At 67.7% G+C, this 13,762-nt stretch carries 15 protein-coding genes, 1 other RNA gene and 1 pseudogene; 10 read left to right on the top strand and 7 right to left on the bottom strand.

The features are described from left to right. From ACTHJR_RS10390 to ACTHJR_RS10375, 4 genes are all read left to right on the top strand, one after another. The coding region (locus ACTHJR_RS10390; RefSeq protein ID WP_440523091.1) for a S1 RNA-binding domain-containing protein at positions 1-561 on the top strand (561 nt) is incomplete at its 5' end. Positions 562-818: 257 nt separating this feature from the next. Continuing rightward, a complete protein-coding gene (locus ACTHJR_RS10385; RefSeq protein WP_440523089.1) occupies positions 819-1,472 on the top strand; it encodes a glutathione S-transferase family protein in 654 nt (217 codons plus the stop codon). 120 nt (positions 1,473-1,592) lie between these two features. After that, positions 1,593-1,787, top strand: a complete 195-nt coding sequence (locus tag ACTHJR_RS10380; RefSeq protein WP_440523088.1) for a hypothetical protein — start codon at positions 1,593-1,595, stop codon at positions 1,785-1,787. 236 nt (positions 1,788-2,023) lie between these two features. Then, on the top strand, positions 2,024-2,482 hold the full coding sequence (locus ACTHJR_RS10375) for a DUF1003 domain-containing protein (protein WP_440523087.1): 459 nt from the start codon (positions 2,024-2,026) through the stop codon (positions 2,480-2,482). Positions 2,483-2,488: 6 nt separating this feature from the next. Here ACTHJR_RS10375 and ACTHJR_RS10370 read toward each other — a convergent pair whose 3' ends face one another. The 3 genes from ACTHJR_RS10370 to ssrA form a co-directional block, all read right to left on the bottom strand. After that, on the bottom strand, positions 2,489-3,889 hold the full coding sequence (locus ACTHJR_RS10370; RefSeq protein WP_440523086.1) for a hypothetical protein: 1,401 nt from the start codon (positions 3,887-3,889) through the stop codon (positions 2,489-2,491). Positions 3,890-3,938: 49 nt separating this feature from the next. Then, positions 3,939-4,709, bottom strand: a complete 771-nt coding sequence (locus tag ACTHJR_RS10365) for a class II aldolase/adducin family protein (RefSeq protein ID WP_440523085.1) — start codon at positions 4,707-4,709, stop codon at positions 3,939-3,941. Positions 4,710-4,881: 172 nt separating this feature from the next. Next, positions 4,882-5,224: a transfer-messenger RNA gene (ssrA, locus tag ACTHJR_RS10360) on the bottom strand. Positions 5,225-5,457: 233 nt separating this feature from the next. Between ssrA and ACTHJR_RS10355 the strand changes: the two genes are divergently transcribed. Continuing rightward, positions 5,458-5,889 (top strand): RrF2 family transcriptional regulator, encoded by a 432-nt coding sequence (locus ACTHJR_RS10355; protein WP_440523084.1) that lies wholly within the window; start codon positions 5,458-5,460, stop codon positions 5,887-5,889. A 59-nt stretch (positions 5,890-5,948) separates the two neighbouring features. On the opposite strand, the gene mscL is transcribed toward ACTHJR_RS10355, so the two are convergent. Beyond that, complete coding sequence (gene mscL / locus ACTHJR_RS10350; protein ID WP_440523083.1) at positions 5,949-6,386, bottom strand: large conductance mechanosensitive channel protein MscL; 438 nt, start codon at positions 6,384-6,386, stop codon at positions 5,949-5,951. Between the two features lie 156 nt (positions 6,387-6,542). Between mscL and ACTHJR_RS10345 the strand changes: the two genes are divergently transcribed. From ACTHJR_RS10345 to ACTHJR_RS10330, 4 genes are read left to right on the top strand one after another with little or no spacing between them, the layout of a single operon-like run. After that, positions 6,543-7,133, top strand: a complete 591-nt coding sequence (locus ACTHJR_RS10345) for a LemA family protein (RefSeq protein WP_440523081.1) — start codon at positions 6,543-6,545, stop codon at positions 7,131-7,133. Positions 7,134-7,174: 41 nt separating this feature from the next. Continuing rightward, entirely contained in the window at positions 7,175-8,008 is an 834-nt protein-coding gene (locus ACTHJR_RS10340) for a TPM domain-containing protein (protein ID WP_440523080.1), read from the top strand. Continuing rightward, on the top strand, positions 8,008-8,688 hold the full coding sequence (locus ACTHJR_RS10335) for a TPM domain-containing protein (RefSeq protein WP_440523079.1): 681 nt from the start codon (positions 8,008-8,010) through the stop codon (positions 8,686-8,688). The genes ACTHJR_RS10340 and ACTHJR_RS10335 overlap by 1 nt, the downstream gene beginning before the upstream one ends. Positions 8,689-8,744: 56 nt before the next feature. Further along, positions 8,745-9,218: an NUDIX hydrolase gene (locus tag ACTHJR_RS10330; RefSeq protein ID WP_440523092.1), complete on the top strand. Its 474-nt coding sequence runs from the start codon at positions 8,745-8,747 to the stop codon at positions 9,216-9,218. A gap of 159 nt (positions 9,219-9,377) precedes the next feature. On the opposite strand, the gene ACTHJR_RS10325 is transcribed toward ACTHJR_RS10330, so the two are convergent. From ACTHJR_RS10325 to hrpB, 3 genes and pseudogenes are all read right to left on the bottom strand, one after another. After that, on the bottom strand, positions 9,378-9,803 hold the full coding sequence (locus ACTHJR_RS10325; RefSeq protein ID WP_440523078.1) for a nuclear transport factor 2 family protein: 426 nt from the start codon (positions 9,801-9,803) through the stop codon (positions 9,378-9,380). Continuing rightward, a complete protein-coding gene (locus ACTHJR_RS10320; protein WP_440523077.1) occupies positions 9,800-10,081 on the bottom strand; it encodes an NADH dehydrogenase ubiquinone Fe-S protein 4 in 282 nt (93 codons plus the stop codon). The genes ACTHJR_RS10325 and ACTHJR_RS10320 overlap by 4 nt, the downstream gene beginning before the upstream one ends. Before the next feature lie 12 nt (positions 10,082-10,093). Further along, positions 10,094-12,622 (bottom strand): annotated as a pseudogene (hrpB, locus tag ACTHJR_RS10315) (ATP-dependent helicase HrpB). Between the two features lie 200 nt (positions 12,623-12,822). On the opposite strand from hrpB, the gene ACTHJR_RS10310 reads away from it, so the two are divergent. Then, positions 12,823-13,762 (top strand): cation diffusion facilitator family transporter (locus ACTHJR_RS10310; protein ID WP_440523076.1); only part of this gene is annotated, 940 nt, incomplete at its 3' end.

Below are 13,762 nucleotides of genomic sequence, written 5' to 3'. Positions count from 1 at the left end.
TCGTCGTCCGATCTGTCGCAGATCGAGGCCGCGATGAACTGGATCAAGGGCATCGTCGAAGAGGCCGAGGTCGGCAAGATCTACACCGGCAAGGTCGTCAACATCGTCGACTTCGGCGCGTTCGTGAACTTCATGGGCGGCAAGGACGGTCTCGTCCACGTCTCCGAGATGAAGAACGAACGCGTCGAGAAGCCGACCGACGTCGTGTCGGAAGGCCAGGAAGTGAAGGTCAAGGTCCTCGAGATCGATCCGCGCGGCAAGGTCCGCCTGTCGATGCGCGTCGTGGACCAGGAAACCGGCGAAGAGCTGGAAGATACCCGTCCGCCGCGCGAACCGCGCAGTGAGCGTGGCGATCGCGGCCCGCGCGGCGACCGTGGTGGAGACCGCGGCCCCCGTCGTGACGGCGACCGTGACCGCGGCCCGCGTCGCGACCGCGGCGATCGTGGTGACCGGAACGACCGTGGCCCGCGCCGCGAGCGCAGCGAAGGCGGCAAGGACGAGGGCCCAGAGCCCGAGTTCGCGCCGGCTTTCCTGACCGGTGACCGCAACAGCGACGACTAGGAGCATCGCGCGGAAAAGTGGGAACCGGTTTTCCGCAAGAAGCGATGCGACCACTGTAAAATAACACCACCGGGAAAGTCCGGGGAGGATAAGGAAGAGGCCCGGGAGCGATCCCGGGCCTCTTTCCGTTTGGCGGCCGCCTTGCGAACGCCGTCGCGGCCCCAACCGTCATCCCCTCGCACGCGGGGATGACGAAGGGTGCTTTCGCGATCCTGAAACCTTGCCCTAGACTGTTCCCGAACAACCGGAGCTGACGCATGGGCGACCTGATCCTCACCACGTTCGACTGGGTGCCGCAGGCGCCGCGCGGTTTCGTCCGCGATCTCCGCGCGCGCTGGGCGCTGGAGGAAGCCGGGCTGCCCTATCGCGTCGTCGGCGTGCCGTTCGACGATCGCAAGCCCGCGCATTTCGCGCACCAGCCGTTCGGCCAGGTGCCATGGCTGACCGACGGCGACATCTCGATCTTCGAAAGCGGCGCGATCCTGTTCCATCTCGGCGAGTTGAGTGACACATTGGTGCCGACCGATCCCCAGCGCCGCAGCGACGCGATCGAATGGCTGTTCGCGGCGCTCAACTCGGTCGAAATGGCGAGCCTGCCCTGGTCGCTCTGCCAATTCTCCGGGAACAACCACGGGCCGAACTGGCAGATGTTCGACGGCTTCCTGAAGATGCGGCTGGGGCATATGGAGCAAGTGCTGGCCGCGCGCGACTGGCTCGCCGGCGGCTTCTCGATCGCCGACATCCTGATGGCCGACGTGCTGCGGCTGGTCGACCGGTTCGACGGCCTCGCCGACTTTCCGGCGTGCCGCGCCTATGTCGCGCGCGCCGTCGCCCGCCCCGCTTTCGCCAAGGCGCATGCCGACCAATTGGCGTTCTTCGCCGCAGCCGATGCCGGGCGGATTCCCGCTTGACGATCGCCGGGCCGCTGGTGTCGCGCTGGCTCCGGCGCCATCGGCTACCGAGACGACGACCAGGAAGCCCGTGAGATCGCGGCGGGACGTTGGCCCGATGATTTCCTGACCTATGAACGCGTGCTGATCGTCGGTCACGGGCTGACCACGCCGTGTCTTTTCCCCGACCCCTTGTCGCCGTCGCTCGTCTTCACGGCGCACGATCTGATCGAGGCGCGCCCCGGCATCACGCTCGACGAGATCGGCGTTCTGCTCGGCGTCGCGCCCGAGCACGCCGCGCTCCTGCTGGAGACCGAGCCGCCCGATTTCACCTAACCACCGGAACGCGCGAGAGCGCGCCGCCCGGGCCGAAACGGGGTTGACGAATCCCGCCCTTGCAACCACTTCGGCAACGGCTCCAGATGGAGTCGCAATCCACTTTCCTCTCAGAGGGACCGATGTCCGACAACGACCATAGTCGATCGACCGTCCCTCTGAGGCGGCTGGCGGATTGAATTGAGGTTCATCTCACCGGCGGCGCCTCAGGGGGCGGTCGCGAATACAGGTGAGATATGAACGCAATCCGTTTCTTTGCCGGCCCTTTCCGGCGCGCCCCGCGCGTCCGCGACGTCAATGAGGTGTTCGAGGCGCGGCTGACGTTCGGCGACAAGCTCGCCGATCGCGTCGCGGCGATCGGCGGCTCGTGGAGCTTCATCATCGGGTTCAGCGTGTTCATGGTGGTCTGGGCCATCCTGAACACCATTGTCCTGGCGCGCCACGCCTTCGATCCCTTTCCCTTCATCTTCCTCAACCTGATGCTGTCGATGCTGGCCGCGCTCCAGGCGCCGATCATCATGATGAGCCAGAACCGCCAGGCGGCGAAGGACCGGCTCGACATGCGGCTCGACTATGAGACCAACGTCCGCTCGGAACAGGAGATCGCCAGCCTGCACGAAAAGATCGACCTGTTGCTGGCGATGGCCGGCGACGAGGCGATCGCGCTGCGCGAGGCGGCGAACGCCGCGAAGTGACGCGAGTCAGGTCAGCCGCCAGGCCACGCAGAGGATCGTGACGAGCAGCACCGGCGCCGCGGCCACCAGCAGGCGGCGCCGGCCGGGCATCGCGCCGCCCGCCATGTCGGCGCCGGCGATCAGCGCGGCGAGCAATATGGCGAGCATCGTCCAGAGATGATAGCGCAGTTCGCACGCCACGCTCGCCGGGAAATAGCCGAGCGCGTAGAGCAGCCCGGACAGCGCCAGCGGGATGACCAAGCGCCGCGACGGCAGGCCGGGGGCGACCATCAGGAGGCCGAGCGCGAGCGCCATCCAGCAGACCGGCCAGCCGAGCGGGGTATGCGCCGACCAGCGCGCGAGACGATCGAACCAGGTTAGCGCCGGATTGGGCGTCAGCCGGAAGCCCCAGTCGTTGGGCGGGATCTGGTTCATCACCGGGCGCTCGACCTCGTCATGGACGAGGAAGCGGATGTTGATGTTGAAATGCGTCAGGCGATGCTCGGCATACGCCACCGGATGCGCCAGCACCGCGCCGAGCCAGTGGCGGTACGGATTCTCCCCGCTCTGCTTGAAGACGTCGTCCATCCCATCGAAGCCGAGCGCGCAAGGGTCGGCGACCCACCAGCTATAGGAATCCCAGCGCTCGGGCTTGTAGCAATGGCGATTGACCGCCACCGGATCGTCGACGTCGTCGTCCGCGGGGAAAGCGTCGGTGCCGCTGAACCGGGTGATGCCGCCGAGGTCGAAAATCACCAGCGACAGTCCCACCCCGCTCGGCTTGGCGCCGAGCGCGCGATTGGCGAGCGGCAGCGCCGCCGCGATCACCGCGGCCGCGAGCAGGATCGCCGCCCCGAACCGCACGCGGGTCGCGCGCCAACTCGCCGGCAGCAACGCGATCGCAAGCGGCAGGCAGGCAGGGAGCGCGTTGAACCGCAGGGTCGCCGCGCAGACGATCAGCAGCAGCGCGACGATCCGCGCGACCGGGTGCCCGCGTATCGGCGGCGCGACCAGGATCGCGCTCGCCGCGAGCAGCAGCCCGGCCATCAGACTGTCCTTGATGATCTCCGCCATCAGGACGACGCTGAGCGGCAGCATCGCCGCCAGCGCGAAGGCGATGGCGAGCCCGCGCCGGCCCGACCGGACCGCCCAGAGCACGAAGCCCACGAACGCCCCCCAATAGAGAGCGAGCTGGATCGCGAACATCGGCGCCGGGCCATGCGCGACCGGCAACAGGCGGCGCCACAGCCATTCCATCGCCGGCGGGTGCCAGTCGTCGAAATCGCCGCTCAGCGCCTGGCCATATTGGCGGATCGAATCCCACGTCATCAGCCCGGGCGCATAGGCATAGGCCTGGACCGCGCAGACCAGCGCCAGCGCCAGCAGCAGGATGGCGATCAGTCGATGGTCGGCACGGCGGAACAACACGGCGATCGCTCTGCGCCCATCATGGGCGCCACTGCAAGCGCCGCCGCGCTCAGTCGCGGAAGCTCGGGTCGATCCGGTCGAGCTTCCTGAGCAACGCCGGCCAGGCGAGCCGCTCGGCGGCCATCGCCATGCCTGCGGGCGGGGTCTGGCCGGCAACCTTCTCCTCGGTGCCCTGGGGCGGGTTGTAGAGGTGGTCGTAGCCCGCCGACAGCATCATCACCTGCGCCTGGCAGGCGCGCTCGAGGAAATAGAGCCTGAGGAAGCAATCGCCGACGGTCTTGCCGACCGCGAGCGTGCCATGGTTGCGGAGGATCATCGCATGCTTGTCGCCGAGATCCTCGACCAGCCGCTCACGCTCGTCGAGGTCGGTCGCGATGCCTTCGTAGTCATGGTACGCGACATTGTGCTTGGCGATCATTGCCGTCTGGGTGTGCGGCAACAGCCCGAATTCCATTGCCGACACCGCCTGGCCCTGCGGCGTGTGGAGATGCATCACCGCCGCGGCATCCTCGCGCGCCATGTGGATCGCCGAATGAATGGTGAAGCCGGCCGGGTTGACCGGATGCTCCGACTTGCCGACCGGATTGCCCTCGACATCGATCTTGACCAGCGACGAGGCGGTGATCTCCTCGAACATCATGTCATAGGGATTGATCAGGAAGTGGTGCTCGGGCCCCGGTACCCGCGCCGAAAGGTGGGTGAAGATCAGATCGTCCCAGCCGTACAGCGCGACCAGCCGGTAGGCGGCGGCGAGATCGACCCGCGCTTCCCACTCGCCCGGCACCATCCCGGTATCCTCGACCTTCGCCAGCGTCGCCATTTTCTCTCTCCGAGTCCGTTTGCGCGAGCCTAACGCGGCGAGCGCAATCGAACAATGGGTATGGTTTCGGTCAGACCGCGGGCACAGTCGCGTGGCGTAGCAGGCCGCGACAGGTGGGGGAATGATGGAGAGAAGTGGGAGGCTTCTGTTGCCCGGTGCCTCCCGTACCGCTGGAATCCGCTTCTGTTGCCCGGTGCGGTCCAACCGCGCATTTTAGAGTAACCTTAAGCCGTTAGGCTTTGGGGTTACGCCGCCATAGCGAGTGCTTCGTTATCGTTGGCACTTGTGTAATGGGCCGTTGCGGTGGTCCCATTCCGAGCGAAAACAGCGCTTTTCAACACACGTCGATCCTGGTTCGGCCCCGTCAGAAACGGTGTCCAGTTCCACCACCATTTCTGGTGGAGCCGCCGGGTACTGCCCCCGGGTCCGCTGCGTCTATTGCACGCCACATTTTATCGCCATAGCCGGCAAGCCGGCGAGCCCAATATAAGGGCTCCGAACTTAAAGAAAAGTGCGAGCGTTTTTGGTCCGCTCGCGCGGATGTTCGGTGCCGGCCCGCTCTCCCACCCGGCCGCCCGTAGAATAAACCGATTGGGCGGTTCGGTGGGGAGCGGGCGGAGCAGCCCAGGGTTCCGGCGATGCACAGCATCGTTGGAACGGCTGCGGAGGGCGGCACCGCCAAAAAACGCCGGATTTCCGGGCCTCCGCCTTTCCTGCGCCACATTATCGCGTAATAAGGTTACGCAATATGTTGACGCAGCGTTCCCGTTACGCGCTCCGCGCGATGCTGTACCTGGCCGAAGCGGCCCCCGGCAGCGCCCCGATCCCGATGAACCGGATCGCCGAGAACGCCCATGTGCCCCGGAAATTCCTCGAACTGATCCTCGCGGACCTGCGCGAGGCGGGCTTCCTGCATAGCCATCGCGGCAAGGCCGGCGGCTATTGCCTGTCGCGGCCCAAGCATCTGATTTCGCTGGGCGAGATCATCCGCGTGATCGAGGGGCCGCTCGCTTTGGTGCCGTGCGTCAGCCGCACCGCCTATCGCCGCTGCGCCGATTGCAAGGACGAGGCGAGCTGCGCGATCCGCCACGCCATGGCGCGGGTCCGCGACGAGACCGCGCGTATCCTCGACGGCACCAGCCTGGCGGACGCGACCAGCGAGGACCTCGCGGCGGCTTGATCAATTAACGCGTTACCCCAATCCTCCCCCGCCAGGGGAGGATGGGGAACGGTACCGTTTTACGCGCCCCTCTTCGCGCGCAGTTCGTCACGGATTTCCCGCAGCAGCACGACATCGGCGGGGTCGGCCGCCGCCGCTTCCTCGGGCTTGGGCATCATGCGGTTCACCGCGCGGACCAGCAGGAAGATGATGAAGGCGACGATCAGGAAATTGACCGCCTGGGTGATGAACTCGCCATAACCGAACAACGCGACGCCCGCTTTCTTTAGCGCGGCGTAATCGGTCGATCCCTTGAGCGCCGCCGGCACCTTTTCCGGCGACAGGATCATGAAATAGCCGGAGAAATCGAGGCCGCCGAACACCTTGCCGATCAGCGGCATGATGATGTCGTCGGTCAGCGAGGTGACGATCTTGCCGAACGCGGCGCCGATGATCACCGCGACCGCGAGATCGAGGACGTTGCCGCGCGCGATGAACGCCTTGAATTCCTTGAACATGGTCCAGCCCTTTCGCTGTGTCAGCGCGGTACAGCCTAGGGCGGATACGAGCCGATGCAAGCCGCGCCCGTTCCGCCCGCGCAACCGAATCCGCTTCACGCTGGGCCTGGGCGTCACTACATTGCCGCCACGCAAGGGGAACTGGAGGAATTCTCGATGAAGTTTCGTGCGATGATCGTGCTGGCCGCCGTGACCATGTTGTCGGCTTGCGGGATCAACTCCGTCCCCACCGCCGAAGAGAATGCCAAGGCGCGCTGGGCCGACGTCCAGGCCGCCTACCAGCGCCGCGCCGACACGATTCCCAACGTCGTCGCGACGGTGAAGGGCAGCGCCGCGTCGGAAGGCAAGATCCTGACCGACGTGATCAACGCGCGCGCCAACGCGACGCGCGTCCAGGTCAACGCCACCGATCTGACCGATCCCAACAAGATCGCCGACTATCAGCGCGTCCAGACGCAATTGGGCGCGTCGCTCGGCCGCCTGCTGGCCACGGTCGAGGCCTATCCCGACCTCAAGAGCCAGGAAAATTTCAAGTTGCTGATCAACGAGATCGAACGCAGCAACAACCGCATCACCAACTCGATTCGCGACTATAATACCGCGGTACAGGCCTATAACACGCGCATCCGCACCTTCCCCGACGCGGTCGGCGCCAAGATCTTCTACGGCGCCAAGCCAATGGTCCCGTTCCAGGCGCAACCAGGCGCTGAAACCAATCCTTCGGTCGATTTCGGCAACACGAACTGAAGCGCGGTGACGGCGTCCCACAGGTTGCCGGGAGGATCGGCATGACCGCGTTTCGCGCGCTGCTGACGATGCTTGCATTGCTGCTCGTTCCGCAGCCGGCGGTAGCCCAGAGCTTTCCGCCGCTGTCTGGACGCGTGGTCGATGCCGCCAATCTTCTCAGCCCGGCGCAAGAGCAGCAGCTCGACGCGCTGTCGGTCGATGTCGGCAAGGTCGCGCAGCGCCAATTCGTCGTCGCAACGATCCCCGACCTCCAAGGTTATCCGATCGACGATTATGGCTTCAGGCTCGGCCGTGCCTGGGGGATCGGACAGAAGGACGCCAATAACGGTATCATCCTGATCGTCGCGCCCAAGGAGCATCAGGTCGAGATCGAGGTCGGCTACGGCCTTGAACCGATCATGACCGACACCTTGTCGAAATTGATCATCGACGAGCAGATCCTGCCCAAATTCCGCGCCGGCGACATGCCGGGCGGCATCGTGGCCGGTGCGCAGGCGATTGCCGAACAGATGAAGGCGCCGCCCGAAGCGGCCGAGGCACGAGTCAAGGCCGCCGCCGTCGAAGCGCCACAACGCGCGAGCGCCTCATCCTCCTCGTCGGACGGGTTCGTCGCGATCTTCTGGATCGTCATCATCCTGTTCATCGTCCTGCCGATCGTGTTCCGGCGGGCGGGCGGCAGACGCTATCGCGGCGGGCGCGGACCAGTGGTGCTGTGGGGCCCGGGCCTCGGCGGCGGCTGGGGCGGCGGCGGCGGGTCGTCGTGGAGCGGCGGCAGCGGCTGGAGCAGCGGTGGCGGCGACTGGGGCGGCGGCGGCGGCGGCTTTTCGGGCGGCGGCGGCTCGTTCGGCGGCGGCGGCGCGTCGGGGAGCTGGTGATGCGCGGACCGATCCTGACCCAGGGCGAGCGCGAGGCGGTGACCCAGGCGGTGACCGAAGCCGAGGCCGGCACCGATGCCGAGATCGTGACGATCGTCGCGCCGCGGTCCGACCCTTATCACGATATCGGGCTCAATCTGGGCATCGTCGCGATGCTGCTGGTCGCCGGGATCGCCGCACTCAATCCGACGGCCATCGAAGACAAGATCGCCTGGTTCCAGAATGGCTGGCAGGGTGGGATCAATCTCGGGCGCTCGTTCTTCGCGTTGATGGTGGCCGAAGCCATCGTGTTCCTGGTCGTGCGGTTCGCGCTGACCTGGACGCCGTTGCGGCTGGCGCTGACCCCCAAGGCGGTGCGCTCGCGGCGGGTGCGGCGCCGGGCGATCCAATATTTCAAGGTCGGCGCCGAACGCCGTACCGCGGCGCGGGTCGGCGTGCTGCTCTATCTCTCGCTCGACGAGCGGCTGGCCGAGATCATCGCCGATCAGGCGATCCACGCCAGGGTCGCGCCCGAACGCTGGGGAGAAGCGATGGCGGCGCTGATCGACCGCGTTCGCGAGGGACATCCGGGCGACGGCATGGCCGCCGCGGTGACCGCGATCGGCGCCATCGTCGCCGAGCATTTTCCCAAGACGGAGAGCGACGTGAACGAGCTCCCCGACCGGTTGATCGAATTGTGAGCGTCACCGACGCCGACGCGGTCGAGCAAACCGTCTGGCAGGGCCGCTTCCTGGAAATGAAGAAGCGCGGTCGCTGGGAATATGTCGGCCGGGTCGGCGGCGTCGAGGCGGCGGTGATCATCGCGATCGACGCCGGACACGTCTTGCTGGTCGAGCAATATCGCGTGCCGCTCGGGCGCCAGTGCCTGGAATTGCCCGCCGGACTGATCGGCGACGAGACCGAGGGCGAAACCGCCGAAGTGTCGGCCGCGCGCGAGCTGGAGGAGGAGACCGGCTATCGTCCGGCTACATGCACATCGCTCGGCACCTTCCATGCCTCGCCCGGTATGGTCACCGAGCGCTTCCATCTGATCCGCGCCGAAGGACTGACCAGGGTGGGCGAGGGCGGCGGGACGGCGGACGAGAATATCGTCGTGCATCGCGTCAAGCTGGCGGAGGTCGCGGATTTCATCGCGGCAAAGCGGCAGGCCGGGGTGGCGATCGACGTGAAACTGCTGACGCTGCTGGGGCCGTCCTTGCTCGGGACATAAGACAGCGGACAAGCGCAAGCAGGCTTCCACCAATACGCTTCCCCGGCGAAGGCCGAGGCCCAGTATCAACGAATTCTAGAAGGCATCCCGCCGTCGAGAAACCTTCGCGGCTGGGCCCCGGCCTTCGCCGGGGAGGCGTATTTTGGTGCGATCGCCTGCTTAAGCTTTGGCAGCGGGCTTTCGCGCCGCAGTCTTCCCAGCAGGTTTGGCCGCCACCTTCCTCGCCGCCGCCTTGGGTTTCGCCGCGAAGGTCGCACTGTCCCAATAGCCGCGCTGAAGCGCGATCTTGCCGTCGATCACATGGAAAAAGCCGCAGCCGAGCCGGTCCTTGGGATCCTTCCATTCGAGGATCGCCCATTCGCCGTCCTCGAACAGGTTGACGGGAATGCACTCCATCTCGGCGGCCGCGAATTCCTTCACGAACATCGTGTGGATCGCGTCGCGGCCCTTGACCGGCCGCAAGGCGACCTGATGGTTTGTGGCGTCGTCGTGATAGAGCGCGGCGAGCGCATCGGCATCGGCGGCGTTGAAGGCCGCGATCCAGCGCCGCACCACGCCCCGGGGCGTAGCGAGGGGAATGCTCATCGGAAGTTGTCGGCGTAACTCTGAAGCTTGAGCGTGCGGGTCGGCGTCGGCTCGACGGTGAAGGCGAGGCCGGCTTTCTCGGCATAGGCCTGCGCCGCTTCGGCGGTGGCGAAGCTCAGTCGGACCTGCTCGCGCGTGTCGCCCGATCCGGCCCAGCCGGTCAGCGGGTCGGGGCGCTTGGCCTCGGCCGGCGCGAATTCGAGGATCCAGCGATCGGTCCGGTAACGGCCCGACTGCATCGCATTCTTGGGACGCTGATAGATACGAGCATTAGGCATAGCCCGATCCCCTTATCCTGACTTTCCGAACCTTGCATCGGCTTTTTTGGTCCGGAGCGTCGGGTTTGCGGCGGCCGGATCGTCGGGCCAGGGATGGCGGGGGTAGCGACCGCGCATTTCCTTGGCGACCGCGGCCCAGCTGCCGGCCCAGAAACCCGGCAGGTCGCGCGTGGTCTGGATCGGGCGGCCGGCTGGCGAGGTCAGGCTGAGGACCAGCGGTACACCGTTCGCGACGGTCGGGTGCGTGCCGAGCCCGAACAGCGCTTGGGGGCGGAGCTCGACCGTCGGACCGCCCTCGGCGGCATAGTCGATCGCATGGCTCGACCCGGCAGGGGTTTCGAGCCGGGCGGGTGCGAGGCGGTCGAGCGCGCGCATCGCGTCCCAGCCGGCGAGATTGCGCAAGGCGTCGGCGAGGTCGGCGTCGGTCAGTTGCGAAAGGCGGCGCTTGCCGTCGAGCAACGGCGCGAGCCAATCGTCGAGGCGGTCGGCGAGCCCTCCGGCGTCGAGCGCACCATCCCAGCCGTAGGTGGCGGCGAAGGCGGCGCGGTCGCGGAGCGCGGTCGAGGTGTCGCCCCAGGGAAGGAGATGGAGGCCGTGCTCGCGCACGCCCTCGACCAACGCGGCGGCGATGGCGGCGGGATCGGTATTGGTGTCGGGGCCCCGGGTCAGCGCGATCGCGCCGAGGCGGCGTTCGCGGACCGCTTCGACGCTGCCGGTGGCGGGGTCGAAGGCGAAGGTCCGGCGAGTCTCGATACGATCGGCGAAGAGGGTTTCGACCGTCGCCTGGTCGATCGCCGCCGCCGACAGGATGCGCGCGCCGGCGGCGATGCCCTGGGTCTCGGCGACCGCCAGCCAATCGGCGGTGGCGAGCGAGTCGGTCGGGTCGAGCTTGAAGCCGCGCCCGCCGACCGACGCCCAGCGTTCGCCGGAGGCGTCGCGGCGGCGCGAGACGCGGTCGGGGAAGGCGAGGGCGATGGCGATTGCCGTCTCTTCTCCCCTCCCGTTTACGGGAGGGCTCGGGGGAGGGCTTGTTTTGCCCGTTCCGTCGGCGGTGACATGCCCTCCCCTAACCCCTCCCGCGAGCGGGAGGGGAATGGATTTTGCCCATCGTTCGGCCAACCGTCGCCCGCTCTCGGCGCGCTGGCCGCGTTCGGTGCGGAAGCGGCGGGCTCGCGTTTCCAAGTCGGTGCTGGGGCCGCCCTAGCCGCGTTCGCCGAGCAGGACCGCGACCTCGGCGGCTTCGTGCGCCAAGCCCATTTCCCCTGCCCGCACCAGCATATGCGCCAACCTCGGCGGCATCGGCAGCTTGGCGATCGCCTTGCCATGCGCCGTTGGCCGTGCATCCCCGTCCAGCGCCTCCAGCAAGGTCAGCCGCCGCCGCGCCTCGCTCACCGCGGCTTCGGGCGGCGGATCGAGCCAGGCCAGCATGCGAGGGTCGGCGACTCCCCAGAGCGCGCAGTCGAGCACCAGCGCCGACAGATCGGCCTCGAGGATTTCCGGCGGATCGAAGCGCGGCAGGCCCGCCGTCGCAGCTTCCTCCCACAAGCGATATGCCACGCCGGGCCCCTGGCGGGCGGCACGGCCGGCGCGCTGGGTGGCGGCGGCCTGGCTGGCGCGTTCGGTGACGAGCCGCGTCATCCCGGCGGCGCGATCGTAGCGCGGGCGGCGGGCGAGGCCGGAATCGATCACTACGCGGATGCCGTCGAGCGTCAGGCTGGTCTCGGCGATGCTGGTGGCGAGGACGAGCTTGCGCCTCCCATCGGGTTCGACGGCGATCGCGGCGCGCTGATCGGCCGGCGGGATCGTGCCGTGGAGGCGGTGGAGGCGCACGCCGGGCAAGTCGCCGAGCCGCTCGGCGGTACGCTCGATCTCGGCGACGCCGGGCAGGAAAGCCAGTATCCCGCCTTGCTCCTCGCGCAACGCCAGCCGGATCGCGGCGGCGACCTCGTCATCGATCCGCGCCTCGCCGCGGCGGCCGAGATGGCGCAGGTCGAGCGGGTGGCTGCGGCCTTCGCTCTCGATCACCGGGGCGTCGCCGAGCAAGGCGGCGAAGCGCGCGCCGTCGAGCGTCGCCGACATCGCGACCAGCCGCAGGTCGGGCCGCAATGCTCCTTGCGCGTCGAGCGCCAGCGCCAGGCCGAAATCGCTGTCGAGGCTGCGTTCGTGGACTTCGTCGAACAGCACCGCCGAGACGCCGGCGAGCTCGGGATCGGCCTGGATGCGCGCGACGAAGATGCCTTCGGTCACCACCGTCACGCGCGTCGCCGCCGAACGCTTGCTGTCCATCCGCGTCGCATAGCCGAAGGTCCTGCCGACCGGCTCGCCCGCCAGCGACGCCATCCGCTCGGCCGCCGCGCGCGCCGCGATCCGCCGCGGGCTGAGCAGCAATATCTCGCCGCCGCACCAGGATTGGCCGAGCAGCGCCGGCGCGACCGCGGTGGTCTTGCCCGCGCCGGGCGGGGCGACGAGCACGGCGTTGGGAGCCGCCTCCAGCGCCGCGAGCAGTTCGGGCAGCACGGCCTCGACCGGGAGCCCGGTCATCGGATCGTTCCCATCCGGTCGGCAACAAGAGCGGCACGTGGCATCGCGCCGCTGGTGGCAGAAACACGCGATCGAGGACAGTCCCGGCGAGCACGGGCCTCCGGCCGCTGGTCTTCCCACCGTCGTGCCGACCGTCGATCCGGCCCAATTCGACCGTGTGTCCTAGTATCTCCCTGCCGAGCAATGCTAGGCAGTGCATGATGCACGGACCGCACGACCATCACGGCCATGGCCACTCGCACGATGATGGGCACGCGCACGGTCAGGATCATGCGCACAAACACGGCCATGGGCACGGCCATGGGCACGGCCACAAACATGGCCACGGGCACAAGCACGGACATGGCCATGGCGGGCACAGCCATGGGCCGCTGACCTTCGACCGCGCCTTCGCGATCGGCATCACCCTCAACGTCGCGTTCGTGGTGGTCGAGTTCGGGCTCGGCTTCATGGCGCATTCGGTCGCGCTGATGGCCGATGCCGGGCACAATCTGTCCGACGTGCTGGGGCTGTGCGTGGCCTGGGCGGGGGCGACGCTGGCACGGCGCGGGCCGTCCAAGCGCTTCACCTACGGGCTCAAGGCCTCGACCATCCTGGCGGCGCTGATCAACGCGCTCCTCCTCTTGATGGCAATGGGCGCGATCGTGTTCGAGGCGGTGATGCGGATCGGCGAGCCCGCCCCGGTCAAGGGCGCGGTGGTCGTGGTGGTCGCCGCCGCCGGCATTCTGGTCAACGCCGCCTCGGCTTGGCTATTCGCGCGCGGACAGAAGAGCGACATCAACCTGCGCGGGGCCTATCTCCACATGGCGGCCGACGCGACCGTCTCGGCCGGCGTCATGTTGGCCGGCGTCGTGATCTGGTTCACCGGGGTCGAATGGATCGACCCGGTCGTGTCGATCGTCGTGTCGGCGATCATCTTCTGGCAGACCTGGGGCTTGCTGCGCGAGACGATCGAGATGTCGCTGAACGCGGTGCCGCGCAGCATCGATTACGACCAGGTCAAGGCGGCGCTGGCCGGGATGCCCGGCGTGACGGCGACGCACGACCTCCACATCTGGCCGATGTCGACCACCGAGACGGTGCTGACCGCGCATCTCGTGCTGGGCGCGGAGCCGGGCATCACCTTCCTGGGCGACGCGG

Origin of the sequence: Sphingomonas sp., from assembly GCF_051962185.1 — a bacterium.
Taxonomy (GTDB): domain Bacteria; phylum Pseudomonadota; class Alphaproteobacteria; order Sphingomonadales; family Sphingomonadaceae; genus Sphingomonas.
This window is presented reverse-complemented; position numbering and strand designations above follow the sequence as displayed.

Excerpts from the sequence above, each read along its gene's own strand:
- ACTHJR_RS10345 (WP_440523081.1), top strand. The coding sequence starts at position 6,543 with ATGAAGTTTCGTGCGATGATCGTGCTGGCCGCCGTGACCATGTTGTCG.
- ACTHJR_RS10320 (WP_440523077.1), bottom strand. The coding sequence starts at position 10,081 with ATGCCTAATGCTCGTATCTATCAGCGTCCCAAGAATGCGATGCAGTCG.
- ACTHJR_RS10340 (WP_440523080.1), top strand. The coding sequence starts at position 7,175 with ATGACCGCGTTTCGCGCGCTGCTGACGATGCTTGCATTGCTGCTCGTT.
- ACTHJR_RS10365 (WP_440523085.1), bottom strand. The coding sequence starts at position 4,709 with ATGGCGACGCTGGCGAAGGTCGAGGATACCGGGATGGTGCCGGGCGAG.
- ACTHJR_RS10330 (WP_440523092.1), top strand. The coding sequence starts at position 8,745 with ATGAAGAAGCGCGGTCGCTGGGAATATGTCGGCCGGGTCGGCGGCGTC.
- ACTHJR_RS10325 (WP_440523078.1), bottom strand. The coding sequence starts at position 9,803 with ATGAGCATTCCCCTCGCTACGCCCCGGGGCGTGGTGCGGCGCTGGATC.
- ACTHJR_RS10335 (WP_440523079.1), top strand. The coding sequence starts at position 8,008 with ATGCGCGGACCGATCCTGACCCAGGGCGAGCGCGAGGCGGTGACCCAG.
- ACTHJR_RS10385 (WP_440523089.1), top strand. The coding sequence starts at position 819 with ATGGGCGACCTGATCCTCACCACGTTCGACTGGGTGCCGCAGGCGCCG.
- mscL (WP_440523083.1), bottom strand. The coding sequence starts at position 6,386 with ATGTTCAAGGAATTCAAGGCGTTCATCGCGCGCGGCAACGTCCTCGAT.
- ACTHJR_RS10355 (WP_440523084.1), top strand. The coding sequence starts at position 5,458 with ATGTTGACGCAGCGTTCCCGTTACGCGCTCCGCGCGATGCTGTACCTG.
- ACTHJR_RS10375 (WP_440523087.1), top strand. The coding sequence starts at position 2,024 with ATGAACGCAATCCGTTTCTTTGCCGGCCCTTTCCGGCGCGCCCCGCGC.